A 24,540-nucleotide genomic window follows, 5' to 3' on the forward strand; every position below is an offset into this window, starting at 1 on the left:
GGCTGAGGTTGTGATCGAGTCAGCCGCCTTTGCCATACGCGCCGTTGGCCACGCCGTGGATTTCGTTGTCGAGCCGTTCCCTCCTTTAGACCCTATAGCGGCGCTGCAAGCTGCCAGACGGGGCCAAGAACCGGAAGCCCTTCGAGTGCCTCTAGTGTTCACCGGAGTGCATTCGGGACCAGTCGAATTGGCGATCGAGGTTTTGCAAGAACGTCCGGAAGCCGCGGCTCCTGTGTGGGAAGACGTCCACGAAGTGTCCCTAACGCTGCCGGAAGGGCGGGCCTACTTCAATACCCCCACGGATTGGGAAATGAAGGACATTGGCAACGTAACCGGTGACGAAAAGGGCAGCTACCGTGCAAGGGTCCACAGTACCGGCCGCGATGCAGCTTTTGACCTCGTTGTGGACGCCCCGACCGAGCAGCACCTGGTCCAGGTCTGGAAAGAATCAGCATCCCCGCCAATTACTATTTCGTCCCGGTCAGAACATGGCAAAAGCATTCCGGAGTTCATCAGGTCGTGGCAGACATCCGAAACCGCGACGTCGTCAACAGAACCAGGGCCTATTGACCTTCCCCGATAGGTGATCCCCCCAGGGTGCACGGTAAAGGATCCTCAATCGAACGCATTGCAGCCTGTTGAGATTAGAAGCCCCCTCGCTCACTCGAGATCTTCACAGAGGAATACTCAGATGCCATTCTGATGGCGAGTAGCTTCTATAGACGATGCATAAATTGGGGGAACATCATGCCAGGCAATAAGTCGAAGTTCACAAAACAATCAGGTTCGCACGGGCTTGCTTTCCCTGTCCTCGCGTTGATCGCGGTTGCGGTTTCCCCGTTGCTCTGTGGGTGCTCAGCGTCCGCTCCCCAAGCGAGCCCCGAGACCTCGACGCCGCCCCTGATGGCCAGTCAGGCCGCAATAGCGCCTAGCTCCATCCCCACCACGACCTACAGCCGGGACAAGACAGCTGACTTCAAAACAGCTAAAAAGGACGCACCATGGTTGAACACGATCAAGTCAGTGGCAGAAACTGAGCCGGGCAGGATTCGCGTCGAAACCAACTTCGTGGACCCTCACGGTGCCACCGGTAGTGAGGAGGCGAAGAGCGCGATGGCTATCTGCGAGTCGGTCGTAACGCTTTTCGGCCCAAGATATGTCTCGGTATTGGAGGATGACGGCACAACCTTCGTCCTGTTTGGACACCCTTCAGTACCTAGCGGAGCTTGCGCTGAGGTCTGACAAGGGGTGCCCGTTGAAGGATCCCCTTACGGACGTCTGCGCGACGAGATGGTGCTTTTGATGATTAGGGACGGCGCCGGTAAATTGACTTGCGTTCGCTGGCCCCGTGGGTAGGCTCGCGGCATATCACGAGGTCGGTCTGACTAAGCAAAGCTCGGTCCGGGCTCAGCACCGAGGGGGAACTCAATGAGCAGTCCCGCATTGCCAGTACTAATTGCCGGAGTATTTTTCCTCATCTGGGCGGCAATCTTTCTCATGTGGGTCCCCGCTGACATGCTCCGTCTGGCCACTGGCATTATCTTCGTGCCAATCGGCCTGGCACTGATCGTCAAGTACTTCATCGGCCGCCGACCCGCGAAACGCGAGCACAAGATGACCCCGGCCGATGACCACTAGGACCCGAGCGCTCCGTAGCTTGGCCGTCTACGCGGCCGGGTTCTTGCCGTTCGCTCTTTTTTGGCGTTCCATCGGCTTCGTGCCGTCCGTGCTAATCGGCGTCATTGCCATGTTGGCGGTCGCTTTTATGTTTCGCCGGCACGATCAAAAATCCCGCGCAGCCCGCGAGCTCGACCACTCCACCGAACGGGGAAAATGATGGCCGCCGGACGATGGGCATTTCTCATGCTTGCCGTAGTGCTCCTGCTCGTCTCCGCAACACTTGCCCTGCAGGGATCTGCGGGCCTGTGGTTCACCGCAGTGGCCATGGGAATCGCGATTTTATCTACCCTGCGCTCAGGACTCAAGGAACGTCGCCAAAACCAAAGCGACTCGGCGTCAGAAAGGTAGGGCAGGGGCTGTGTGAGTTCCCGTGGGCAGTCAGGACCCGCGGGTCGAGATCGAGGCCAGATCTGGGGGCCTCGGGTGCTCAGCCACCCCGACAAACGTCCGTTAGACGATGCTTCAGCGGACGCTCGGATGACGTGTAGTGCAGAGGCCGTGACTAGGCGCATCTGCCGTGGGGACCCGGCGTTTGACGGGAGGCGTCAGGGGATTCTGGGTCGTCCGAAACCTCTGTCGAAGAAACTTCGGGGTCGTGGTAGCCACAGCGGGACGGTGAGAATTACAGAAATCCAGCCGGACGCCTACTCCGCCGCGCCCCACAGGGCCTTGCGCAAAAGCCGCTTCAGTTCCTGGGACTCACCGTCGGTCAGTCCGGCCAGCTGGTGAAGTTCCGCGGCGTCCAGGGCTGCCCGGGCCTTGGTATGCATCCTGCGGCCCTCGGCCGTGGAGACGATGATCTTGGCGCGCCGGTCCTGCTTCCCCTGCGCCCTTTCCACCAGCCCGCGGCGCTCCAGGTCGTCCACCAAGGTGACCACCTGGCTCGGGTCCAGGCTGAGGAAGTCCGCCAGTTCCCGCTGCGTGGGCTCCAGCCCGCTGCACGCCAGCGTCAGGACCGAGAAGGATCGCTCCCGCAGGCCAAAGTCAGCCAGGGCCTTGTTGTTCAGCACCGAGCCGGCGGCGTGCAGTTTGGCCAGCAGCAGGCCCACATCACTGCCGATCCTCGCTGCCGCAAGGCGGGGGGTCTGAACTTCGGTGCCCAAGGTGGCCATCACAACTCCGGTGTAAAAAACAATCGTTGACTTTTTCAATGATCCGTAATTTCATTGATCCCAACAAGGATCTCACACCGCAGTGGGACCACCCCAACGGCTTCGGCCGGCGCATGCGAAGGAGCAGGCCAATGAGCTTGAACGGCAAGGTTGCAATCGTCACCGGCAGCGGGCAGGGCCTTGGCCTTGCCTACGCACGGGAACTGGCCCGCCAGGGCGCCGCCGTCGTCATCAACGACGTGAACGCCGAGACTGCCGCCCGGGCTGTGGCGCAGATCGAGGCCGACGGCGGCCGGGCCGCCGCGGTGGTGGTTCCGGTAGGGACGACGGACGCCGCCAAGGCGCTGGTGGCCGGAGCAGTCGACACGTTCGGACGGCTGGACATCCTGGTCACCAACGCCGGAATCCTGCGGGACAAGTCCCTGCTGAAGATGACGGACGAGGACTTCGACGTGGTCATCAACGTCCACCTCAAGGGCACCTTCACCTGCGTCCGGGAGGCCTTCGCGTACTTCAAGGAAAACAACGTGCAGGGCCGCATCATCACCATCGGGTCGCCCACCGGGCAGCGCGGCAACTTCGGCCAGACCAACTATGCCGCGGCGAAGGCCGGGATCGTGGGCATGGTCCGGACCTGGGCGCTGGAAATGAAGAAGGCAGGCGTCACGGTCAACAGCGTCATTCCCGTGGCAGCCACCGCCATGACCAAGACCGTCCCCTACTTCCAGAAGGCAGTGGAGGCGGACGAGCGCGGCGAGGCCATGCCGTCCTTCTTCCGCCATGACCTGGGATTTGGAACGGCCGACGACGTCGCCGGGCTGGTCGCCTTCCTCGCCTCCGACGAGGCCGCCGCCATCACCGGCCAGGCCATCGGCGCCGGCGGTGACCGGCTGCAGGTCTGGACCCACCCGGAAGCGGCCACCACCGAGTACCGCGACGGCGGCTGGAGCTATGAGGCGCTGCAGGAAAACGCCGGCCAGCTGTTCACCCCGGAAACGCTGCAGAGCTACGGCGAGGAATTCCTGCCCCTGCCGGAGGACCTCAAGCCCGAGCCGGCGCAGGCCCGCTGATCATGGCAACGGACCGCTACGAGCTGGGCGTCGACGCCAGCACGCTGGACGCCATCGACATGCACGTCCACCTCGAGGTGGACAGCTGCGGCCACGGCTCCCTGCCGGAGGAACTGACCGAGGCCTCCGCCAAATACTTCAAGGCCGAGGACCGCACCCCCTCCCTGGACCGCATCGCCGAGGTGTACCGCGAACTGAACATGGCCGCCGTCGTCTTCACCGTGGACGCCCGCACCCAGCTCAAGCACGAACCCAACAGCATCCCGGAGCTCATCGCCGGCGCCGCCCGGAACAACGACGTCCTGATCCCGTTCGGCAGCGTCGATCCACGCACCGGCGAAGACGCCATCGCCGGAGCAAAGCACCAGGCCGTTGAACTCGGCGCCCGCGGCTTCAAGTTCCACCCGTCCCTGCAGGGTTTCGACCCGTCCAGCGAACGCTTCTACCCGCTGTGGGAGACCCTCCAGGAACTGGGCCTGCCGGCCATCTTCCACACGGGTCAGAACGGCATGGGAGCGGGCCTGCCCGGCGGGTACGGTATCAAGCTCGCCTACTCCAACCCGTTGCTGCTGGACGCCGTGGCCGCGGACTTCCCGGGCCTGCAGATCATCATGGCCCACCCCTCGGTGCCGTGGCAGGACGAGGCAAACTCGATCGCCACGCACAAGGCCAATGTGTTCATCGACCTCTCCGGCTGGTCGCCCAAGTACTTTCCGGAGTCCCTCGTGAAGGCTTCCAACTCCTATCTCCAGGACAAAGTGCTGTTCGGCACCGACTTCCCGCTGATCACCCCGCAGAAATGGCTCGGTGCCTTCGCGGGGCTGTCCCTGAAGGACGAGGTCCGGCCCAAGATCCTCAAGGACAACGCGGTGCGCCTCCTCGGGCTGGGTGGCTGAGATGGGCACCAGCAGCACGACGACGGCTGCGGGCGTGGGTGCCCGGCTCTACGAGGCAGCGGACTGGTACGACGCCGAGTCCCTGCTCACACAGGACGAGCGCCGGGTCCTGGCCCGGCTGCGGGAGTTCCTGGAGCGGAAAGCAAAACCCCTGCTGGCCGAGTACTGGGAACGCGGCGAATTCCCGGAGCAGCTCGCCCGGCCGCTGATCGACCTGGACCTGATGGAGCCGGCTGAACTCACCGAAGACGGGCCCGCCCGCGGAATCTACCAGGGCTTCCGGATCTTCGAACTTGCCCGCACCGATGCCTCGCTGGCCACCTGGTACACCGCCCAGGCCGGCCTGTTCCGCACCACCATCCGGGTCGGCGCCTCGGCGGAGCAGCAGCGCGAGTGGATGCCCCGGGTCATCGACTTCTCGCTCAAGGGCGTCTTCTCCCTGACCGAGCCTGAGCATGGATCGGACATCGCCGGCGGTCTCTCCACCACCGCACGCCGTGAAGGGGACGGCTGGATCCTTGACGGGACCAAGCGCTGGATCGGTGGCGCCGCCACCGCGGACGTCCTGGCCGTCTTCGCCAGGGATGCAGCCGACGGGCAGGTCAAGGCCTTCCTCGTGGACCGGGAGGCCGACGGGGTCACGCTGGAGAAGATCCACGGGAAGACGGCCCTGCGGATGATGCAGAACGCCCACATCACGTTGGAAGGCGTCCGTGTTCACGAGTCCATGCGGCTGCACAACGTGGACTCGTTCAGGGACGTCGCGGCGATGCTCCGGGCCATGCGCTCGGACGTCGCCTGGATCGCCACCGGAATAGCCGCAGGTGCCTTCGAGGCAGCCCTCGCCTACGTCAACGAACGCCGTCAGTTCGGACGCACCCTGGGTTCCTTCCAGCTGGTCCAGGAGAAACTGGCCCGCATGCTGGGGAACGTCACGGCCAGCCTGTCCCTGGTGGTCAGGCTCACCGAGCAGCAGGCCAAAGGCATCTACCGCGACCAGGACTCGGCCCTGGCCAAGATGCAGACCTCCCTGTTCATGCGCGACGCCGTAGCGCTGGCCCGGGAAGTGGTGGGCGGAAACGGCATCACCCTCGCCGCCGACGTCGCGCGTTTCCACGCCGACGCCGAGGCCGTCTACTCCTACGAAGGCACCCACGAGATCAACGCCCTCATCATCGGCCGCGTCCTCACGGGCCAAAGCGCCTTCACCCGCTGAACCACTACTTCCCCACCCAACCAACAACTCCCAGGAGGCAACGATGCCCAATCTCGTCGTCGATTTCGACACCCTGCTCACCCTGTCCGGCAAGGACCTCGGCACCACCGACTACCGCCAGATCACCCAGGACCAGATCAACCAGTTCGCGGACGCCACCGACGACCAGCAGTGGATCCACACCGACCCCGAACGCGCCAAAGACGGCCCGTTCGGCGCCCCCATCGCGCACGGCTTCCTCACCCTGTCGCTGATCATCCCGTTCTGGGGTGAGCTGTTCGACGTCGACGGCGTCACCACCAAGGTCAACTACGGCCTGGACAAGGTCCGCTTCACCTCCCCGGTGAAGGTCGGCTCCAAGGTCCGCATGCAGGCCACCATCGCCGACGTCACCGAGGTCAAAGGCGGCGCCCAGATCAAGGTCAACGCCACCATCGAGATCGAAGGCCAGGAACGGCCCGCCGTCGTCGCCGAATTCCTGGCCCGCTTCTACAAGTAAGCCGCTTCAACCAGTAACAGCAGTTCCAAAACCTAGGCTGCGCCCTCCGGCGCCGCCGCCTCAGGCAACCCCAAAAACCCCACATTCCTCCGTCTTTAGGAACAGCCATGTCCGGACACACCACGCTCGCACCCGCGGGCACGGCCGCCAAGCGCAAGGAAGCGCGCACGGTCATCCTGTCCAGCTATCTGGGCAGCACCATTGAGTTCTACGACTTCCTGCTGTACGCCACGGCCGCAGCGGTGGCCTTCCCCAAGGTCTTCTTCGCCGGCACGGACGAATGGGTGGGCGTGGTGGCGGCCTACGCCACCTTCGCCGCCGGGTACGTGGCCAGGCCGCTGGGCGGCATCATCTTCGGCCACTTCGGTGACAAGGTGGGCCGCAAGGGGATGCTGATCATCTCGATGGCCATGATGGGCATCGCCTCCACCCTCATCGGCCTGATCCCGGGTGCCGGCGTCATCGGGCCGTGGGGCGCCGTGATCCTGGTGCTCCTGCGGGTCTGCCAGGGCATCGCCGTCGGCGGTGAATGGGGCGGCGCCGCCCTCATGGCGCTGGAACACGCCGATCCCAGGCGGCGCGGCTTCGCAGCGTCCTTCGTCAACGCCGGCGCGCCCACCGGCGCCGTGCTGGGCACCCTGGTGATGGGTGCCTTCTCGGCCCTTCCGCAGGACGCCTTCCTTGCCTGGGGCTGGCGGGTGCCGTTCCTGCTGTCCTTCGTGCTCCTGATCGTGGGCATGTTCGTCCGCCTCCGGGTCTCGGAAAGCCCCATTTTCGCCGAAGCGGTGGCCAAGGAGGAGGCCCAGGCCGGCGCCAAGCGCAAGATCCCGCTCCTTGAGGTGCTGCGCCGGCCCAAAGCGCTGATCATGATCATGTTCGCCGGCGCCGCCGGGTTCGGCCTGCAGGTGGTGCTGCCCACCTTCTCGGTCACCTATGCCGTCTCCAAGGGAGCGCCGCAGCAAGGTGTGCTGTACGCGTTCGCCGGGGCCTCGGCCATCTCCATCGTCTTCGTCCTCCTGGGCGGCCGCCTGTCAGACCGGTTCGGCCGCCGGCCCGTGATGATTTCCGGCCTGGCCCTGTTCATCGCCTACCTGTTCCCGATGTTCGGCATGCTGGGCTCCGGCAATGTCGGCTTGGTCTTCGTGGCATTTACCGTGGCGCTGGTCCTGCACTCATCCCTGTACGGGCCGCTGGCAGCGTTCGTGTCCGAACAGTTCGGCACCACGTCCCGCTACACCGGTGCCGCGGTGGGGTACCAGCTGGCCACCCTCATCGGCGCAGGGTTCACCCCGGGCATCATCGCCGGTCTCTATAAGGATTCCGGCCAGAGCATCGTTCCGGTGGTGGTGTTCCTGTCCGTCATGGCCCTCGTGTCGATTGTCTTCATCGCCCTGACGCGGGAATCTAAGAACAACGACCTCACCACGGTCCGTTAGGAGAACCATGGACAACAACGGAGTTGGATCCTGGCTGCAGCGCCGCCGGCACAAATCAGGTTCCAAGGCAGCCCTCATTTCCGGAACCAGCACCCTTGGCTACGAGGAACTGGCCGAGCGGGCCGACCGCCTGGCCAGCGCGCTCCGGGACAGGGGAGTGGCAAAGGGCGACCGGGTGGCCTACCTGGGCGAGAACCACCCGTCCTTCGTGGAGACCTTCTTCGCCTGCGGCCTGCTGGGCGCCATCTTCGTCCCGCTCAACACCCGGCTGGCTCCGCCTGAACTTCAGTTCCAGCTGGAGGATTCCGGGGCCCGGCTCCTGGTCAACGCCGGCGCCCTGGGGGCGTCTGCCGCTGCTGCCCTGGAAGGTACGGGCGTCACCCACCGGCTGGTTGTAGCGGCCGACGGCGGGACCGAACCTTCCGCCGGCACCTCACCCGCCGCCGTCGTTCCCTGTGAGGTGGCACCCTACGAGGAGGCGCTGCAGGCTGCGGCACCGGGTCCCGCCGACGTGCCGGTGGGGCTCGATGACGGGGCAATGATCCTCTACACCTCGGGGACCACCGGGAAACCCAAGGGTGCGCTCCTGACCCACGGGAACATCACGTGGAACTGCATCAACACCATCGTGGACATGGACCTGAACCGCAACGATGTGGCGCTGATGATCTCGCCGCTGTTCCATGTGGCGTCGCTGGACATGGGCCTGCTGCCGATGCTGCTGAAGGGTGCCACCGTGGTGCTTGAGGCGAAGTTCGATCCCGCCAGGGTCCTGGAACTCATCCAGGAGCACAAGGTGACCACCCTTAACGGGGTGCCCACCACGTTCCAGCTGCTCTGCGAACACCCGGGCTGGGAGGGGGCGGACCTCGGCTCCCTGGACAAGCTCACGTGCGGCGGCTCCGCCATTCCCCGCCGGGTCCTGGATGCGTACGAGGACCGCGGCATCGGGTTCACCAGCTGCTACGGCATGACCGAAACAGCGCCGGGAGTCACCATGCTTCCCGTGGCGCGGTCACGGGAGAAGGCCGGTTCGGCAGGCCTTCCGCACTTCTTCACCGACGTCCGGATCGCCGATCCCATGGGCGGCGCCGTGGCTCCCGGGGAGGTGGGGGAGATCCAGATCTCCGGGCCCAACGTGATCAAGGAGTACTGGAACCGGCCTGAGGCGACGGCCGCAAGCTACGCCGATTCGGTCTGGTTCCGCTCCGGGGACATGGGCTACCGGGACGGGGAAGGCTTCCTGTTTGTCTCCGATCGGCTCAAGGACATGATCATCTCCGGCGGGGAGAACATCTACCCGGCCGAGGTGGAGGCTGTCATCGCCGAGCACAGCGCCGTGGGGAGCGTGGCCGTCATCGGCGTTCCGGATGACAAATGGGGCGAGGTTCCGCAGGCGATCGTGACCCTGCGCGAGGGCGAATCCCTGACGGCGGACGGGCTGCGGAGCTTCCTCGACGGCCGGCTGGCCCGGTACAAGATCCCCAAGTCCCTGGTGGTGGTGGCCGAGATGCCCCGCACGGCCAGCGGGAAGATCCGCAAGATGGAGCTCCGCAAACAGCTCTGAGCACCAAAGGGGCAGGTGCCCGCCACGGAACATCCGGGCCGGGCACCTGCCCCTTTTAACGTCACCGTCCCCGGACTTGGCGGTTGCGGGCTATCCGAACTAAGCGGACGCGGCGTTGCTGAGCCTGGCGACCTGGACGGCGACCCCCAGGTCGCGGATATTTTCCTGCATTTCCTGCGGCAACTGGTCATCCGTGACCACGCCGTCCAGCCTTTCAAGCGGCGCCACATTGAAACGCGACACTGTGCCGAACTTTGTGCTGTCGGCCAGGAGGAAGCACGAGGACGAGGATTCGAGGGCTGCCAGCTTTACTTCCACCTTGTCCATGGACGGCGTGGTGATGCCCCGGGCCATATTCCAGGTGCCGGTACTGAGGAAGCACAGGTCGATGTTGACCGACTTGACCACGTCGGCGGCAATTCGTCCACAGCTCGAGGCGCTCGACGGGTCCACCGCCCCGCCGGTGTGGATGGTTTCGACGTGCGGGTGGGCGAACAGGCTGGTGACTACATAGAAATCGTTGGTGACAACGGTGATTCCCTGTCTGCCGGCGAGGTACGGCACCACGGACTGGCAGGTGGTCCCCGCGTCCAGGAAGACCACCATGCCGTCCTCCACGGATGCGGCGGCGAGTTCGGCGATGGCCTGTTTGCGGGGAAGTTCCAGTTGCGCCCTGAACTCCCGTTCCCGGGGCGGTTCCTGGCTGGTCCACTCCGCCAGGCGCACTCCGCCTTGGACGGAAATCACCTGGCCCTGTTCCTCCAGTGCCGTGATGTCCCGGCGGACGGTCATATGGGACACGTTCATGTAGTCCGTGAGGCTCCGGATACTCAAGACGCCTTCACGCCGGAGAAGGCGCAGGATTTCCTGGTGACGCTGCTCGGGGATCAGGGGTCGTGCGGTGGGGCTCACGGAATTCCCTCCTTGGGATGGCGTGGCTTCAGCTTAACAAGTTTTCACAGACTGTTCCCATTTGTGAATCTTTGGGCTAATCTATTAATCGATGTTAAACAAATTTGAGACCCTAGAGACCATCGTCCGTACAGGCGCCCTGCTCATCGCGCGCCTCGATTCGGCAGACGAGGCGTACCGCGTTGCCGAGGCGGCCATCGAAGGCGGCATCCGCGCCGTAGAAGTTCCGCTGACCGTCCCGGGCGCACTTGGTGTCATCGAGCGCCTGGCGGACAAGTACGGCGACCAAGGGATCGTAGTTGGGGCGGGGACAGTTCTGGACGCGGAAGCCGCGTACGCTTCCGTCTCGGCCGGGGCCCGGCTGCTGGTCAGCCCGCAGCTCAACCCGCGGATGATTGCGACGGCAAACCGCTACCAAGCCGTAAGCGCCAGCGGTGCCTTCACCCCCACCGAAGTACTCAACACGCTGGAGGCGGGTGCAGACATTGTGAAGCTGTTCCCGGCCGAACTCGGCGGCCCGTCCTTCGTCAAGACCATTCTGGCGCCCCTGCCCCAAGCGCCAATCATGCCGTCCGGCGGCGTCAGCCCCGCCAATGTGGCGTCATGGTTCGCGGCCGGGGTCACCGCCGTCGGTGTTGGCAGCTTTGTCACCAAGGCGGCCCAGCAGGATGGCGACTACGGCAAGGTGGCGGAAGCCGCGCGCACCTTCCTCGCAGCAATCGAACAAGCCCGCCACTAGGGCGGCACCCCAGCACCGGCAGCCCGTTGCCGACAGAACACAAAGGAGTGAGCTGCATGAGCCAAGCTTCAGCAGAAATCCGCCCGTCCAGGGAAAAGCCAGGGCGAAACGTGCGGATCAGGTGGTACCTGATCGCACTGCTCGTCATTGGCGGCATCGTCAACTACCTGGACCGCAACAACCTCAGTATCGCCAACACCACCATCGCCAAGGAGTTCGGCCTAAACGCCCTCCAGATGGGGCTGCTGCTTTCTGCCTTCTCATGGCCCTACGCCATTGCCAACCTGCCGGCCGGCTACCTTGTCGACCGGTTCGGTCCCAAGAAAATGTTCGCCTGGGCCGCGGGCCTGTGGTCCATCGTCTCCATGCTTTCCTCCATGGCCAACTCCTTCGGCTTTCTTTATGCGGCCCGAGTCGCTCTGGGTGTGGCAGAATCGCCGTTCTTCACCTCCGGCCTCAAGGTGGCCGACAAGTGGTTCAACAAAACTGAGCGCGCACTGCCCGTCTCGATCGTTAACACGGGTTCACAGATTGCCAACGCCATTGCCCCGCCACTGCTGACCTTCCTCATGCTGACCATGAGCTGGCGGGGCATGTTCCTGGTCATCGGCGCCCTCGGCGTCGTCGTTGCCCTGGTGTGGCTGCGGATCTACCGCGATCCCACCATGAAGGAGCAGTTCATCATCAAGGGTGAAGAGTTCGAGGAGCGGCTGCAGCCCAAGGAGAAGCCGGCCGGGTGGGGTGAGCTGCTCACGAAGAAGAACACCTGGTTCATGGTCATTGGCGCATTTGGCATCTTCTACACGGTGTGGGTCTACCTCACGTGGCTGCCCAGCTACCTGCAGACCGCCCGCGGTTTCAGCCTCAGCCAAATCGGCTGGCTGGCCGGCCTGCCGTTCCTGTGCGGTATTGCCGGCGTGCTTGCCGGCGGTATCTTCTCCGGTAAGGCAATTGCCCGCGGAGTCCCCGTAGTCCGTGCCCGCAAGATCCCGATTGTTGGCGGCGCCCTTCTGGCGGCAGCTGCGGTGCTGCCGGTGGCGTACGTGGAGAACACCACACTGGCGATCGTCCTGCTGTCCCTGGGCTACTTTGCTGCCCAGGTTCCCATCGGCGTGCTGTGGACACTGGCCTCTGATATCGCGGAACCCAACCAGGTGGCTTCCCTGGGCGCCATCCAGAATTTCGGTGGTTTCCTTGGAGCTGCCGTGGCGCCAATCGTCACCGGCCTTATCCTTGATGCGACAGGCGGCAATTACACCCTGGTGTTCCTGATCGGCGGCGTGTTGCTGATCGTGGGCGCCGTGTCATACGGCTTCTTCGTCAAGGACCGACGTCCCGCCCCGGTGGCGTAGACCGGATCTTTCGGGTTCCAAAGCCACGTTCCACAGTTCAAGGAAGAACAGGCAGTTGACCAGTACCATCCCCAAAGTGTTCTTTGTGATCGGTCCCGCAGGCTCAGGCAAGTCCAGTGTCAGCCGGCACCTCGCAGAGCGTTTCGGTGCCGCCCACATCGACAAGGACACCGCAACCATCCGCTTCACTGAGTTGCTGTTGACCCTCAACGGCTCCGATCCCCACGAGCGGGACAACAGCGACTTCTACCAAAACACCATCATGCCGTTGGAATACGCGTCCATCCTGGACCTCACCCGCGACAACCTGAGGGCAGGCAATTCCGTGGTGCTCGACGCGCCCTTTGGAAAGTTCTTTCCGGACGACGACTACCTGTCCAAGGTGCGGGTCGACCACGACTGGCCCGAGGCGGATCTTGTCGTGGTGCACGTCCGGCTGGCAGGAGAGGCCCTCCGCCGGAGGCTGATTGCCCGGGGGTCCCCGCGCGATGAGTGGAAACTTTCCAACTGGGAAACGTTCTGGGCTGGTGCCCAGGGCGATTCCTGCCGATGGAAGGGCGCCCGCCACCTGGACTTTGACAACAGCGGCGCTGCCGTTGACGTCACTGCCTTCGCCGCTGCGCTGGAGGTAGGGGCGGCCTGAAGCCGAGGGGCAAGGGAAAGCGGACGACCGCCGTCGTCCGCTTTCCCTTTTTCGTGCCCGGCTCCGCCGTTGTTACCCTTCCCGGTCATCAATTGGCGGAGCCTGGCCGGCCGGTGTCACCATGATTGGATGCTTGAGGCAACTAAACCCCAGAATTCCCCGGACGGGGCACCCGCCAACCCTGCGCTGGAAGCGGAAAGCCGGATCGCCCGCATCGCGGTGACGGTGTTCCCGCTCCTGGTGGTGGCCGCAGGCATCGCCGGTTTCCTGCTCCCCGGAGTCTTCAAGCCCATGGGACAGGGCGTGCCCTACCTGCTGGGCATCATCATGTTCTGCATGGGCCTGACCCTGACCCCGCCGGATTTCGCGGCGGTGGCCAAGCGGCCGTGGGCGGTGGCGCTGGGAATCGTGGCGCACTACGTCATCATGCCCGGTGCCGGCTGGCTCATCGCCGGAGCCCTCAACCTCAACCCCGAACTCGCCGTCGGCGTCATCCTGGTGGGCTGCGCACCCTCCGGAACCGCTTCCAATGTGATGGCGTTCCTGGCTAAGGGCGACGTTGCCCTCTCGGTCGCCGTCGCCTCCGTTTCAACCCTGATCGCCCCGATCGTCACGCCGCTGCTGGTCCTGTTCCTGGCCGGGTCGTACCTGCAGATCGACGCCGCCGGCATGGTGCTGGACATCGTCAAGACGGTGCTCCTGCCCGTGGTCGCCGGACTGCTGGCCCGGCTGTTCCTCAAGAAGCTCGTCGCGAAGGTGCTGCCGGCGCTGCCCTGGGCCTCCGCCGTCGTGATCTCCCTGATCGTGGCCATCGTGATGGCCGGCAGCGCCAACAAGATCCTCGACGCCGGGGCCATCGTGTTCCTTGCCGTGGTGCTCCACAACGGTTTCGGCCTGGGCCTGGGCTACCTGGCCGGCAAGCTGGGCCGCCTGGACGACAAGGCCCGCCGTGCCCTGGCGTTCGAAGTGGGGATGCAAAACTCCGGCCTTGCATCGACGCTGGCCATCGCGCACTTCACCCCGCTCGCTGCACTCCCGTCCGCCGTTTTCTCCCTGTGGCACAACATCTCCGGCGCCATCGTGGCCGCCTGGCTCGCCAGGCGTCCGTTGAAGGACCAGGCACCGGCGCAGGAAACACGCTGACCGAATCGTCGGGCCGGCTCCCGGTCAGCTGCAACCGTCCGGTGGGCAACCCTGCGCAGGCTTACCCGGCATCGCGGACCTCCTGCAGGTAGGCAACCAGCGACTGCATCTGCCCCGCGGTCCAGGGCAGTGCCTGGCTCAGTTCGTCACTGTTCTCGTTCCACATGCTGCGGGCGGCCGCCTTGGTGCCCTCGCTGCTGTGGAAACGCGAACCCAGCTCATCCCAGCGGCGCACCAGCTCCCGGGCTTCCGGGGCATCCGCGGCGACGCCGGCGGACACCTGCCGCAGACCCTCCTCCACCAGGCCCACCCACTCGTTCCGTGAGTCATCCGTCCCCTGCTGCCCCAACTGTGCGCGGCGCTCATCGAGCTCCCGGCGCTGGTCGCTGGTGAAGTAGTTCTCAAACATGGTCATCCTTTCCAAAATGGTGGTGAAGTTGCCGGGGCCGACGTGCCCGTGGCTGTTGATGCGTTCCAACAGTTCCCTGATGGTCCGCTGGAGCTGCTCCAGCTGCGCGGCCTGGCCGGCCAAAGCTTCAAGTTGCCGCAACAGCAGGCCCTGCAGGGCGTCCGGGCCGCCGGAACGGTCCAGTGCCGCAGCGATCCCGCCGAGTGGAACCCCCAACGAACGCAGCGTCCTGATGCTGTAAAGGCGCCGCAGGTCCTGCTCCGTGTACCGGCGGTGGCCTGCGCTGGTCCTGGCGCTCGCCTGGAGCAAGCCGATGCTGTCGTAATGGTGCAGTGCCCGCACGGTTACGCCCGTTGCCGCGGCCAGCTTCCCAATGCTCCAGAGCGGTTCGTCCAGCTGTTCCATACCGCCACCGTAGGACCTGACGCCACGTCAGGTTCAACCCCGGCCATGCCAAAATTTCGTGACAACGGGCTCCGGCCCCGAACCAGTTTCATTCAGTGAAACCACCCGCGCATCCGGACCCGCCCATGCCCCACAGTTGAGTCCATGAACGCGGACCACACCTTGGTCCGGCGCCCGGCAACGCCGGGACAGAGGCAACAGGACAGAAACGGCGCGGCACACATGGAGTCAACGATGACGGCACTGCGGATCCTCCGGGGGATCGAGTTCGGCCGGCCACAGAACGCGGACCCGCTGCTGCTGGACCTTTACCTTCCGGCGGCGGCGCCCCCGGGAGGCGGGGGCAGCCGCCAGGCCGGCCTGCCCGCCGTCGTCCATTTCCACGGCGGCGGCTGGCGGACGGGGGAGCGGTCCTCCCTGGGACCTGGCGTGGACGGGTTCGGGCTCAGCCCTATCGAGCAGCTCGCGGCCGCCGGCTTCGTGGTGGCTTCGGCCGACTACCGCCTGACGGACACCGCCACCTTCCCGGCGCAACTGCTGGACGCCAAAGCAGCCGTCCGCTGGCTCCGGGCCCACGCTGCCGGGTACGGGGTGGACCCGGACCGGATCTACGCCTGGGGTGACTCCGCCGGCGGCCACCTGGCCAGTCTCCTCGGCCTGACGGCAGAAGGCGCGGATTTTGTGGACCCTACCCATAGCCCCGACGCTGACGGGGACAGCCGCGTGGCCGGCGTCGTGGCCTGGTACCCGCCCACGGACCTAGTGGCCATGGGGTCCCAGGCGCGGCCTGACGCCGTTGCAAGCGCCGACGACCCCGGCTCCCGTGAATCCCTCCTGATCGGTGCCCAGCCGGCGGATGCCCCCGCCACAGCACGCGCCGCCAGTCCGGCCACCTACGTACACCCGGCCGCGCCGCCGTTCCTGCTGATCCATGGCACGGCCGACCGCTTCGTCCCCGTGGAACAGTCCACCACCTTCGCCGCCGCGCTGGAAGCCGCCGGAAACGTCGTCGACCTCCTCCTGCTGGAGGACGCGGACCACATGTGGCAGCTCCCGGACCGCAGCACCACGGCCGCGGAACAGGCCACCGCCGCCACCATCGAGTTCTTCCGCCGCCAGGCGGACCTGCACTGATTTCCCAACCCTTGCCCGGTGTGTACGCGCACTCCGGGAACCGGACCTGAAAGGCCTCCATGCAGTTCATCGGCACCACCCACCACGGCGAACCTTGGGCAGCCGCCCTCGCCGGTTCCCGGCTCCTCCCGCTCGTACCCGTCCCCGGATTCTGGGCCGACGCCGAGGGCTGGCAGGACAAGGCCGCGGGCCTGGTTGCCGGCGCGGCAGGCAGTGAAGCGTCCGACGCCGGCGCCTGGCTGGAGCGCGCCAGCGTCACCGAGGTGCCGCTGGTCCCGGCCTCGGCCCGGGTTATCTGCGTCGGGCTGAACTACAAGGCACACGTTGCCGAAGGCAGCTTCAAGGACCAGGAACTGCCCCCGTACCCCACCCTGTTCGCCCGCTGGACGGCGTCCCTGTCGGTGGGCAACGTCCCGGTCCCCGTCCCCGCCGGTGAAGACGGGCTGGACTGGGAGGGCGAAGTGGCCGCCTACATCGGCCGCCGGGTCGAGTCAGTGGACGAATCCGCCGCCGGCGACGCCGTCTTTGGCTACTCCACGTTCAACGACATCACCTCCCGCAGGGCCCAGAAGCTCACCTCGCAGTGGACCCTGGGCAAGAACGGCGATTTCAGCGGGCCGCTGGGTCCCCTGGTCAGCCGCGATGAGGTGGGGGACCTCCGCGAAGGCCTGCAGGTCCGCACCCGCGTCAACGGCATCGAGGCCCAGAACGGCAACACCCGGGACATGATCTTCTCCGTCCCCGCCATCATTGCCCTCATCAGCCAGACGTTCACGCTGCACCCCGGCGACGTCATCGCCACCGGCACCCCCGACGGCGTTGGCTATGCCCGCACCCCGCAGTGGCTCCTCCAGCCCGGCGACACCGTGGAAGTGGAGATCGAGAAGCTTGGCACACTGACCACACCGGTGGGGGACCTTTCCCTGCGGAGCCGTGCCTGATGACCGCATCCCATCACGCTGCAGACCTTCCGGCGGAGGTGCAGGTCCTCATCGCCGGCGGCGGCCCCAGCGGGCTCTTCCTGGCATTGGACCTCGCCTCCCGCGGCATCGCCAGCACCGTCATCGAACCCCGCACCGCCGTGGACCACACCAGGCCGCGGGCCAAGACCACCAACGCCCGCACCATGACCCACCTGCGTCGGCTTGGGCTCGCGGACCTGCTTCGGGACGCGGCGCCGCTGCCGGTGGACCACGGGCAGGACGTGATCTTCTGCACCGGGCTCACCGGCTCCGCCGCCCACGAACTGCGCCGGTTCCGCAACGCCTTCCAACTGGTCCCCGGCCGGTACGGCCCGCAACCCGAGTGCGGCCAGCAGGTGCCGCAGCCGGTCCTTGAGGAAGTCCTCCGCAACGCCGCAACGGACAACCCCCTGGTCACCTTCGTCACCGGGTGGTCTGTCACCGATGCCGGCCCCGCCGGCGGCGATGCCACCGGGCCGCACGCCGTCGTCGTCACCGATGCGGTGGGCACCTCCCGCACGCTGTGGGCACAATACCTGATCGGAGCCGACGGCGGGTCCTCCACCGTCCGCCGCAGCCTGGGGCTGCGGCTGGAAGGCGGCTCCGCGGCCTTGTCCAACGTCAGCATCCTGTTCCGCTCGCAGTCCCTGGCATCCGCCATCGCACTGGACCCGGCCGTCCAGTACTGGGTGGTGGGGTCCGAAACCTCCGGCATGGTGGGGCCCATGGACCTGGAAGGCACCTGGTGGGCGATCGTCCAGGGCGTGGATCCCGCCGTCAACGTCACCACGGAAGATGCCGCCGCGATGGTCCGCTCCCTCGTGGGCGCGGAGGTGGACATTGACGTGGTGGCCACCGACCCGTGGACCGCCCGGATGCTGCTGGCCCCGGAGTACAGCCACGGCAGCATCTTCCTGGTGGGCGACGCCGCACACCTGAACCCACCGTGGGGCGGCCACGGCTTCAACACCTGCATCGGCGACGCCGCCAACCTGGCCTGGAAGCTCGCCGCCGCCATCAACGGATGGGCCGGCCCCGGACTCCTGCCCAGCTATGGGGAGGAGCGCCGACCGGTGGCCGCCCGCACCATCCGGGACGCCGCCGAAAACGGCAAGGCCCTGGCGTACCACTTCGCGGACACCCACCTCGCGGCCCCAGGGGCACGGGGCGACGCGGCGCGGCGGGCCGCCAATGCGGCACTGGCCATAAAGCAGAGCGAGTTCGACTCACTGGGCCTGGTGCTCGGCTATTCGTACGCGGACTCAACCCTGGTGGTGCCGGACGCCCTGCCAGCCCCCGCCGAGGACCCCATCCACTACCTTCCCTCAGCCACCCCCGGCGCCCTGCTGCCGCACGCCTGGCTGGCGGACGGCACCTCCCTGTACAGCCACTTGGGAATCGGCTTCACGCTGCTGGCCGACGCCGGCGCGCTGGCCGGGGTGCCGGCGGCGGAAGCCTTCCAGCCGGTGCTGGCGGCGGCTGCCCGCACCGGCTGCCCGGTGACCATCGCCGTCGTCGGACCAGCCGACGACGGCACGCACCTTTCGCAGGTATGGGGTGCCGGCACCCTGCTGGTCCGCCCGGACCAGCACGTGGCGTGGCGGGGCAATTCCGCCGCGGCCGCAGGCGCCGCCTTGTCCGTGGCGGCCGGCTGGTCGCCCACTTCCCTCGAGACCACCAGGAGCATCCGTGCAGACGCCGTCCTTCCGTGACTACCTGTTCTCCCCGGACCACCCGCGCGTCGCTGGGATCCGCGGACTGGACGCCCGCGCGTACGCGGAAGCCGCCAAGACCGATTCGTTCGCCGGGCCCATGATCGAAGGGTGGCAGCAACTCTACCCGCAGCCCTTCACCGGGATCACCAGCGACGGCGTCCGGCGGGAAGGCCTGTACCCGCTCGCACCGGCGCGGCCCGGCGAAGAAGCGCCCACCGCGCAGATGGTGGCGGCAGCCCGCAAGCTCCTGGGCACCCTGGACGCTGACCGGGCCCGGAAGCTCAGCCACGCCGTGGACGCCCCCGAATGGCAGAGCTGGGCCAACCCGGAGTTCATGCAGCACGACACCGGCCTCCGGCTCGATGAACTGGAACCCGCGGTGCGCGACGCCGTGCTTGGCGTGGTGGAAGCCAGCCTGAGCGCCGAAGGGTTCGAACTGGTGCGGAACCTGATGCGCATCAACGGCTTCCTGGGCGACCTGGTGGAGCTACCGCTGCTGATGAACGAGTTCAGCTACAACTTCGCCCTCTACGGCGGGCCGTCAGAAACCGAACCGTGGGGGTGGCAGCTCTTTGGCCACCATGCGGCGCTGAACTGCCTGGTAGCAGGCACCCAGCTGGTCATCTCGCCGGTGTTCATGGGCGCCGAGCCGGACATGATCGACGCCGGCCCGCACCGGGGCGTCAAAGTATTCAAGGACCGCATCGCCCTGGCCCGGGAACTGATGGGCGCCCTGCCCGCCGAGCTGCGCTCCCGCGCCGTTGTCTACGGGGCAATGGTGGACCCTGCCATGCCGGAAGGCCGCCTTCACCCCGGGGACGAACGGCACCTGGGCGGCTGTTTCCAGGACAACCGGGTGATCCCGTACGAGGGCATCCGGGCTGCTGATATGCCCTCCGGGGCGCGCGCCTTGCTGGACGCGGTGGTGGATGATTTCATCGCGTACCTCCCGGAAGGCCCGCGCGCAGCCCGTCGCCGCGAAATCCGCGAGCACTACGGCGAAACGTACTTCAGCTGGATCGGCGGCTGGGAAGGCGGGGAGGCCTTCTACTTCCGCCTGCAAAGCCCTGTGGTGGTGCTGGAACTGGACCACCACACCGGCGTGTTCCTCAGCAACGACGAACCTGCCCCGTTCCACATGCACACCGTGGTCCGCACGCCCAACGGCAACGACTACGGCCGGGAACTCGTCAGGCAAACCACCCGGTAACACAGGGAAGGCCCGGATTTCCTCTCGGAAGTCCGGGCCTTCTGTGGTGCGGCTTAGGGGATGTCCAGGGCTGCGCGGCGCTGGGGCGGCGGCCCCACCACCGTCAGGTCCATTTCGGCTTGGGCGCGGCCGAAACCCTCCATGTCCATGTAGGGTTCGCCGCCCTCGGTGTACATGTAGTCCTCGGTGGGCTGGTTGAAGTACTCGAAGAACCCGTTGAAGACCGAGGGCGTCAGGAACCCCACCATCTGGGTGTTGTGGGCGTCGAGGGCGAACGAGTGGACGGTGCCCGCGGGGGCGTGCACAAAGTCACCCTTGGTCAGCAGCATCTCGCGGCCGTTGGCGTAGAGCCACATCCGGCCTTCGGTGCAGAGGAAGTTCTCCGTGTGCTGTGAGTGGAAGTGCAGCGGAATGTAGGGGGATTTGGCGCCCTTGGTGTGCACGGCGAAGTAGTTCGAGCCGGTGTTGGCGGGCCGGGACAGGTAGGTGAACATCGTCTGGTAGCTGGCCAGCCGCTCACCCTCGCCGGCGCTAAGGAAGTAGGGGCTCTGCGTGGGCGGCAGGCCGGCGTCGTGCTTGAACGACGCCGCCACGCGCTCAACGTCGGGGAACGTGATGCCGAACTCGGCGCCCACCTCGGCCTGCTCCTGCAGGCTGGCCTTGTGTCCGGGCCTGGCCGGCGGGACGTGCGAATCGATGGGCGTTCCCACCCGCTCGTAGTACTTTTCGCCGCCGCCGGGAGTCATCCAGTTCAGGAACCGGGTGTAGTGGCTCGCCATCCGGTAGGCGTGCGGAGTGTTCGGGGGGATGACCACCGAGTCGCCCGGCGTGAGGATCCGGCTCTCGCCAGGCAGCCAGACGTGCAGGATTCCATCGAACACGTAGAGCGTCTTGTGCTCGATGCTGTGGCTGACAAAGGGGGATTCGGCTCCCATGCCGCCGGAAACGTAGGCTGCGCTGAAGATCCCTCCGGTATCGGCGGCGCGGGCGATGACTGTCACCAGCTGGCCGTTGATCTCGTAGCGTGCGCCCTCACCGGACGCCATGTAATACGGGACTGCCTCGCCGGGCAGCGCGTTGGCCACCGGGAGTTGCTTGTTCATTTCCTCAACGCTGAGGGACATGGTTTCCTTCTTTCCAGTCGGCCGGCCCTTGCCGGAGCGTGACCTACATCATGGCTTCCACACGCTCCGTCCACGAGCCCGGATTCCAATGGTTGGAATCCGTACCTGGCCGGCCTGCCTGCCGGCTATCCCTCACATTCCTTGCAGTACTTCTTGCCGTCCTTTTCCCGGGCCAGCTGGCTGCGGTGGTGGACCAGGAAGCAGGACATGCAGGTGAACTCATCGGCCTGCACCGGGACCACCTGGATAAGGAGTTCCTCGTTGGAAAGATCCGCGCCGGGCAGCTCGAAGCTGTCCGCGAGGTCCGTCTCGTCCATGTCGGGACTGGCCTCCCGGCGGCCGGACTTATCGGACTTCAGCTCCTCCAAAGCGACGTTCGGCTCTTCCTCGGGAGTAACCCGCGGAGCGTCGTAGTCAACTGACATGTGGTGTTTTCTCCTGTCGAGCTGCAGTTGTCCAGATTGTTCTGGACAGATCGACAACGCAGGGGCGCGTCAACAAATTCCCTGCCCGCTACGTTGGCCCGTCCGTTGCCGTCCGGGAGCCGTTCACGCGAAATCCGTACCGGCCAGGCGCACGCACGCCTCCCACAACCGCCGCCTGGCTTCCGGGTCCGAGCCCATGCCCGGGGTGGGAAGCTGTTTCCGCTTCGCCCACAACTTGCCGGTCACGGCTGCAGCCTCGGGCGAGGTTGCCAGCCACAGCGGCGTGTCCGCGGCCCGTTCCGCCGATTTGCCCAGCGTGTTGGTCAGCCGGCGCAACGGACCGCCCACGTCCTGCAGCAGCCCCGTATTCCGCACCAGTCCCGGGTGCACCGCATTGGCCACCACGCCCGTGCCGCGCAGCCGTTCGGCGAACTCCTGCGTCAGCAGGATCCGGGCCAGCATGGTGGGCGGCGTGGAACGGAGGAAACTGTATTTGCCCGTGGCGGTCTGCAGGTCATCGAACGGGAGCCTGACGTTGCCGTATTTGGAGGCGATATTGATGATGCGTGACGGCAGGGCAGCTGTGGCACCCTTCTTGAGGGCATCCAGGAGGAGTCCGGTCACCAGGAAATAGGACATCACGTTCGTGGCAAAGGTGAGCTCCAGCCCTTCCGCGGTTTCCTGGCGTTCCTTCCGGAATACGCCGGCGGTGTTCACCAGGACGTCCACCCGGCCGTGACGGGATTTCAGCTCGGCCATGGCCTCACGGATGGACGATTGCAGCGACAGGTCACAGGCCAGGGGCTCCAGCTCCGCGGCCGGGACGCGCGTCCGGATATCCGCCATGGCCGCCAGGGCGCGGGCCTGGCTGCGGGCCACCACCACGACGGCGGCCCCGTCGCGGGCAAGGCCGGCAGCAACCGCCCGTCCAATACCGCCGGCCGCCCCGGTCACTACCGCAATCCGCCCGTCCAACCGTGCCATCGCCATCGCCTCCACATCGCCAGCACTATCCCAGCACTTATTGGGGCGGCGGGCCAGGGTCTTCCGGACTGGAACCAGGGTACGCGGGTATTTGTGGTGCGGCGGCCCTGGCAACAGGAAGACCCCTTAGTGGTTGGCTGTCGGTGCCGTCACTAAGAGGTCTTCACTTGCTCACAACGGAATCAACGTTGTGGGACGTACAGCGAGTCCGTGATCATCTCAAGGGAGATATCCCGTCATCCTGCTTTTCGGTCTAACCGGCGAGGCCGCGGGCAGCTGAGGTTGGGGACATGGCCGCGGCCGTGAGGACGGACGTTTCCCGTTCGCTCTGCTGCACCTCGTCGAGCTCCTTGAGGGTGTACTTTTTGGTCTCCTTGGCGGTGAGGGCTGAGGCTCCTGCCAGGACCATGAACCCGAGCGCCACCATGGACGGTCCGACCCAATCCTTCAGGTCGGGGCCAGCGAGTGCTGTCGAGAGAACGGGGCCGATGACGCCCGAGATGGCAAAGCCGACCTGGGTCCCAAGGGCGAGTCCGGAGACGCGCAGCCGGCCGGGGAACATCTCTGCGAAGAATGACGGCCAGGACGCGTTCACCATCGAGTAGAAAAGGGAGTAGTTGATGATGCCAAACAGGAAGATCAGCGACCAGTTGCCGGTCGTGATTGACCACAGATAGGGCGCCATCGTGACGCCCACGCCGCCCGTTGCGATGAGGAACATCGTCTTGCGGCCGATCTTGTCCACAAGGAATCCAGCCAGGGGTGTGATGCCGAGCGCGATCACGGCCGAGACGGTAGTCGTCAGGAGCATGGTCGGCTTATCCAGCTTGTATCCGGCGGTACCGAACGCCACCGAGAAGGTCTGCATCATGTAGCTGGTGCCCGCGATGAGGGCACAGAACACGATCCGCAGCACAGCACGCCAGTGGAAGCGCAGAAGATGCCGGAGGGGAGCAGCGTTCACCTTGGCGGCCTGGGCCTTTACGAACTCCGGCGGCTCCTCGATGTGGCGGCGGATCAGGTAGGCAGCGACGACGACGAGGGCGGAGGCCCAGAACGGCAGCCGCCAACCCCAGCTCAGCAACTGCTCCGAGGGCATGGCGGCGATCGGGATGAACACCAGCAGGGTGAGCAGCGTGCCGGAGGAGGAACCCAAGGTGGTGAAGCTCGCGAGGAACCCGCGCCGGCCTTCGGAAGCATGCTCCAGGCTCATGGTGATGGCACTGGGCTGCTCACCGGAAAGGCACAGTCCTTGGATGACGCGGATCAGCACGAGCAAGATCGGAGCAAGAGGACCGATTTGGGCGTACGTGGGCAGGCACCCGATCAGGAAGGTGCAGCCGCCGATGCCGAACAGTGTGATCATCATGACGAACTTGCGGCCGCGACGATCGCCCAGCGGTCCCAGGATGAGGGCGCCGAGGGGGCGTACCGCGTAGCCGACCGCGAAGGTGATCATGGCGAGCAGCACGCTGAGGCCCTGGGGAAGATCGGGTGAAAAGAAGAGCACGTTCAAAACCAACGCCGACGAGGTGCCATACACCGCGAAGTCGTAGTACTCCAACGTCGTGCCGATCCAGGCCGCGATTGCGGCCTTGACCGGGGTCTTCCTGGGAAGTGTGGTTTCTGTCATTTCGTCTCCGTGGGTGATGGGTGAACACCGGTTGCCGCTAAACCTGGGCTCTCGGAAAGAGATCTTGAATGGAATGTCCTGTTGGTCCTGCTGTGAGCTCTCTCGCAAATCGTGTTGACGGCTTTGCGGACCGGCCTCAAACATCAAGTTAACGTTTGCGGTATGGGTCACACAAAGTCGGCTTTTATGTACCTACATAGCGATTCGTTATGGCTTGGAGTCGACGAGCCGGAGACCTTGGACAACACGGAAGCCCGCCGTGGAATGGGGATGG

Annotated in this window: 23 protein-coding genes; 16 read left to right on the top strand and 7 right to left on the bottom strand. The window is 65.8% G+C overall.

Going from position 1 to position 24,540, the window contains the following annotated elements:
• Nucleotides 1-10 precede the first annotated feature (10 nt).
• Together AC4EEV_RS13110 and AC4EEV_RS13115 are read left to right on the top strand one after the other, a co-directional pair.
• Nucleotides 11-583: a hypothetical protein gene (locus AC4EEV_RS13110; protein ID WP_491329149.1), complete on the top strand. Its 573-nt coding sequence runs from the start codon at nt 11-13 to the stop codon at nt 581-583.
• Between the two features lie 845 nt (nt 584-1,428).
• On the top strand, nt 1,429-1,638 hold the full coding sequence (locus AC4EEV_RS13115) for a hypothetical protein (RefSeq protein WP_133831239.1): 210 nt from the start codon (nt 1,429-1,431) through the stop codon (nt 1,636-1,638).
• Nucleotides 1,639-2,324: 686 nt separating this feature from the next.
• Here the strand turns inward: AC4EEV_RS13115 and AC4EEV_RS13120 are convergent.
• Nucleotides 2,325-2,792 (bottom strand): MarR family winged helix-turn-helix transcriptional regulator, encoded by a 468-nt coding sequence (locus AC4EEV_RS13120; protein WP_133831446.1) that lies wholly within the window; start codon nt 2,790-2,792, stop codon nt 2,325-2,327.
• Nucleotides 2,793-2,923: 131 nt separating this feature from the next.
• On the opposite strand from AC4EEV_RS13120, the gene AC4EEV_RS13125 reads away from it, so the two are divergent.
• The 6 genes from AC4EEV_RS13125 (at nt 2,924) to AC4EEV_RS13150 (ending at nt 9,476) form a co-directional block, all read left to right on the top strand.
• Nucleotides 2,924-3,862 (top strand): SDR family NAD(P)-dependent oxidoreductase, encoded by a 939-nt coding sequence (locus tag AC4EEV_RS13125; protein WP_491329150.1) that lies wholly within the window; start codon nt 2,924-2,926, stop codon nt 3,860-3,862.
• Between the two features lie 2 nt (nt 3,863-3,864).
• Nucleotides 3,865-4,758, top strand: a complete 894-nt coding sequence (locus AC4EEV_RS13130; RefSeq protein ID WP_491329151.1) for an amidohydrolase family protein — start codon at nt 3,865-3,867, stop codon at nt 4,756-4,758.
• 1 nt (nt 4,759) lies between these two features.
• Nucleotides 4,760-5,974: an acyl-CoA dehydrogenase family protein gene (locus tag AC4EEV_RS13135; RefSeq protein WP_491329152.1), complete on the top strand. Its 1,215-nt coding sequence runs from the start codon at nt 4,760-4,762 to the stop codon at nt 5,972-5,974.
• A gap of 43 nt (nt 5,975-6,017) precedes the next feature.
• Nucleotides 6,018-6,473, top strand: a complete 456-nt coding sequence (locus AC4EEV_RS13140; protein WP_018763272.1) for a MaoC family dehydratase — start codon at nt 6,018-6,020, stop codon at nt 6,471-6,473.
• Between the two features lie 107 nt (nt 6,474-6,580).
• Nucleotides 6,581-7,909 (top strand): MFS transporter, encoded by a 1,329-nt coding sequence (locus AC4EEV_RS13145; RefSeq protein WP_491329153.1) that lies wholly within the window; start codon nt 6,581-6,583, stop codon nt 7,907-7,909.
• Between the two features lie 7 nt (nt 7,910-7,916).
• Nucleotides 7,917-9,476 (top strand): acyl-CoA synthetase, encoded by a 1,560-nt coding sequence (locus AC4EEV_RS13150; protein ID WP_491329154.1) that lies wholly within the window; start codon nt 7,917-7,919, stop codon nt 9,474-9,476.
• Nucleotides 9,477-9,575: 99 nt separating this feature from the next.
• Here AC4EEV_RS13150 and AC4EEV_RS13155 read toward each other — a convergent pair whose 3' ends face one another.
• Nucleotides 9,576-10,388 carry a DeoR/GlpR family DNA-binding transcription regulator gene (locus AC4EEV_RS13155; RefSeq protein ID WP_491329155.1) on the bottom strand — a complete coding sequence of 271 codons (813 nt, stop codon included), beginning with the start codon at nt 10,386-10,388 and terminating at the stop codon, nt 9,576-9,578.
• Between the two features lie 91 nt (nt 10,389-10,479).
• Here AC4EEV_RS13155 and AC4EEV_RS13160 point away from each other — a divergent pair, with 91 nt between their 5' ends.
• The 4 genes from AC4EEV_RS13160 (at nt 10,480) to AC4EEV_RS13175 (ending at nt 14,265) form a co-directional block, all read left to right on the top strand.
• Complete coding sequence (locus AC4EEV_RS13160; RefSeq protein WP_491329156.1) at nt 10,480-11,127, top strand: bifunctional 4-hydroxy-2-oxoglutarate aldolase/2-dehydro-3-deoxy-phosphogluconate aldolase; 648 nt, start codon at nt 10,480-10,482, stop codon at nt 11,125-11,127.
• 56 nt (nt 11,128-11,183) lie between these two features.
• Nucleotides 11,184-12,479: an MFS transporter gene (locus AC4EEV_RS13165; protein WP_491329157.1), complete on the top strand. Its 1,296-nt coding sequence runs from the start codon at nt 11,184-11,186 to the stop codon at nt 12,477-12,479.
• 55 nt (nt 12,480-12,534) lie between these two features.
• The gene (locus AC4EEV_RS13170; protein WP_491329158.1) at nt 12,535-13,122 is read left to right on the top strand and encodes a P-loop nucleotide/nucleoside kinase family protein; all 588 of its coding nucleotides are present in this window, start codon (nt 12,535-12,537) and stop codon (nt 13,120-13,122) included.
• Between the two features lie 129 nt (nt 13,123-13,251).
• A complete protein-coding gene (locus AC4EEV_RS13175) occupies nt 13,252-14,265 on the top strand; it encodes a bile acid:sodium symporter family protein (protein WP_133831233.1) in 1,014 nt (337 codons plus the stop codon).
• A gap of 61 nt (nt 14,266-14,326) precedes the next feature.
• Here AC4EEV_RS13175 and AC4EEV_RS13180 read toward each other — a convergent pair whose 3' ends face one another.
• Nucleotides 14,327-15,079 carry a MerR family transcriptional regulator gene (locus AC4EEV_RS13180; RefSeq protein WP_491329159.1) on the bottom strand — a complete coding sequence of 251 codons (753 nt, stop codon included), beginning with the start codon at nt 15,077-15,079 and terminating at the stop codon, nt 14,327-14,329.
• A 234-nt stretch (nt 15,080-15,313) separates the two neighbouring features.
• Between AC4EEV_RS13180 and AC4EEV_RS13185 the strand changes: the two genes are divergently transcribed.
• From AC4EEV_RS13185 to AC4EEV_RS13200, 4 genes are read left to right on the top strand one after another with little or no spacing between them, the layout of a single operon-like run.
• A complete protein-coding gene (locus AC4EEV_RS13185) occupies nt 15,314-16,213 on the top strand; it encodes an alpha/beta hydrolase fold domain-containing protein (RefSeq protein ID WP_491329160.1) in 900 nt (299 codons plus the stop codon).
• 59 nt (nt 16,214-16,272) lie between these two features.
• Nucleotides 16,273-17,154, top strand: a complete 882-nt coding sequence (locus AC4EEV_RS13190) for a fumarylacetoacetate hydrolase family protein (RefSeq protein ID WP_491329161.1) — start codon at nt 16,273-16,275, stop codon at nt 17,152-17,154.
• Nucleotides 17,154-18,887 carry an FAD-dependent monooxygenase gene (locus AC4EEV_RS13195; protein WP_491329162.1) on the top strand — a complete coding sequence of 578 codons (1,734 nt, stop codon included), beginning with the start codon at nt 17,154-17,156 and terminating at the stop codon, nt 18,885-18,887. The genes AC4EEV_RS13190 and AC4EEV_RS13195 overlap by 1 nt, the downstream gene beginning before the upstream one ends.
• Nucleotides 18,865-20,100, top strand: coding sequence for a DUF3500 domain-containing protein (locus AC4EEV_RS13200; protein ID WP_491329163.1), 1,236 nt, complete (start codon nt 18,865-18,867; stop codon nt 20,098-20,100). Before AC4EEV_RS13195 ends, AC4EEV_RS13200 begins: the two co-directional genes overlap by 23 nt.
• A gap of 53 nt (nt 20,101-20,153) precedes the next feature.
• On the opposite strand, the gene AC4EEV_RS13205 is transcribed toward AC4EEV_RS13200, so the two are convergent.
• From AC4EEV_RS13205 to AC4EEV_RS13220, 4 genes are all read right to left on the bottom strand, one after another.
• On the bottom strand, nt 20,154-21,224 hold the full coding sequence (locus tag AC4EEV_RS13205; protein WP_491329164.1) for a quercetin 2,3-dioxygenase: 1,071 nt from the start codon (nt 21,222-21,224) through the stop codon (nt 20,154-20,156).
• A gap of 125 nt (nt 21,225-21,349) precedes the next feature.
• On the bottom strand, nt 21,350-21,649 hold the full coding sequence (locus tag AC4EEV_RS13210; RefSeq protein ID WP_018763281.1) for a DUF4193 domain-containing protein: 300 nt from the start codon (nt 21,647-21,649) through the stop codon (nt 21,350-21,352).
• Between the two features lie 123 nt (nt 21,650-21,772).
• The gene (locus tag AC4EEV_RS13215) at nt 21,773-22,633 is read right to left on the bottom strand and encodes an SDR family NAD(P)-dependent oxidoreductase (protein ID WP_491329165.1); all 861 of its coding nucleotides are present in this window, start codon (nt 22,631-22,633) and stop codon (nt 21,773-21,775) included.
• Nucleotides 22,634-22,886: 253 nt separating this feature from the next.
• Complete coding sequence (locus AC4EEV_RS13220; RefSeq protein WP_133831227.1) at nt 22,887-24,266, bottom strand: MFS transporter; 1,380 nt, start codon at nt 24,264-24,266, stop codon at nt 22,887-22,889.
• Between the last annotated feature and the right edge of the window lie 274 nt (nt 24,267-24,540).

Source organism: Pseudarthrobacter sp. MOO14 (assembly GCF_058267675.1).

Excerpts from the sequence above, each read along its gene's own strand:
- AC4EEV_RS13150 (WP_491329154.1), top strand. The coding sequence starts at position 7,917 with ATGGACAACAACGGAGTTGGATCCTGGCTGCAGCGCCGCCGGCACAAA.
- AC4EEV_RS13165 (WP_491329157.1), top strand. The coding sequence starts at position 11,184 with ATGAGCCAAGCTTCAGCAGAAATCCGCCCGTCCAGGGAAAAGCCAGGG.
- AC4EEV_RS13205 (WP_491329164.1), bottom strand. The coding sequence starts at position 21,224 with ATGTCCCTCAGCGTTGAGGAAATGAACAAGCAACTCCCGGTGGCCAAC.
- AC4EEV_RS13145 (WP_491329153.1), top strand. The coding sequence starts at position 6,581 with ATGTCCGGACACACCACGCTCGCACCCGCGGGCACGGCCGCCAAGCGC.
- AC4EEV_RS13140 (WP_018763272.1), top strand. The coding sequence starts at position 6,018 with ATGCCCAATCTCGTCGTCGATTTCGACACCCTGCTCACCCTGTCCGGC.
- AC4EEV_RS13160 (WP_491329156.1), top strand. The coding sequence starts at position 10,480 with ATGTTAAACAAATTTGAGACCCTAGAGACCATCGTCCGTACAGGCGCC.
- AC4EEV_RS13135 (WP_491329152.1), top strand. The coding sequence starts at position 4,760 with ATGGGCACCAGCAGCACGACGACGGCTGCGGGCGTGGGTGCCCGGCTC.
- AC4EEV_RS13130 (WP_491329151.1), top strand. The coding sequence starts at position 3,865 with ATGGCAACGGACCGCTACGAGCTGGGCGTCGACGCCAGCACGCTGGAC.
- AC4EEV_RS13175 (WP_133831233.1), top strand. The coding sequence starts at position 13,252 with ATGCTTGAGGCAACTAAACCCCAGAATTCCCCGGACGGGGCACCCGCC.
- AC4EEV_RS13185 (WP_491329160.1), top strand. The coding sequence starts at position 15,314 with ATGACGGCACTGCGGATCCTCCGGGGGATCGAGTTCGGCCGGCCACAG.
- AC4EEV_RS13115 (WP_133831239.1), top strand. The coding sequence starts at position 1,429 with ATGAGCAGTCCCGCATTGCCAGTACTAATTGCCGGAGTATTTTTCCTC.
- AC4EEV_RS13195 (WP_491329162.1), top strand. The coding sequence starts at position 17,154 with ATGACCGCATCCCATCACGCTGCAGACCTTCCGGCGGAGGTGCAGGTC.
- AC4EEV_RS13125 (WP_491329150.1), top strand. The coding sequence starts at position 2,924 with ATGAGCTTGAACGGCAAGGTTGCAATCGTCACCGGCAGCGGGCAGGGC.
- AC4EEV_RS13120 (WP_133831446.1), bottom strand. The coding sequence starts at position 2,792 with ATGGCCACCTTGGGCACCGAAGTTCAGACCCCCCGCCTTGCGGCAGCG.
- AC4EEV_RS13220 (WP_133831227.1), bottom strand. The coding sequence starts at position 24,266 with ATGACAGAAACCACACTTCCCAGGAAGACCCCGGTCAAGGCCGCAATC.
- AC4EEV_RS13180 (WP_491329159.1), bottom strand. The coding sequence starts at position 15,079 with ATGGAACAGCTGGACGAACCGCTCTGGAGCATTGGGAAGCTGGCCGCG.
- AC4EEV_RS13215 (WP_491329165.1), bottom strand. The coding sequence starts at position 22,633 with ATGGCACGGTTGGACGGGCGGATTGCGGTAGTGACCGGGGCGGCCGGC.
- AC4EEV_RS13190 (WP_491329161.1), top strand. The coding sequence starts at position 16,273 with ATGCAGTTCATCGGCACCACCCACCACGGCGAACCTTGGGCAGCCGCC.
- AC4EEV_RS13210 (WP_018763281.1), bottom strand. The coding sequence starts at position 21,649 with ATGTCAGTTGACTACGACGCTCCGCGGGTTACTCCCGAGGAAGAGCCG.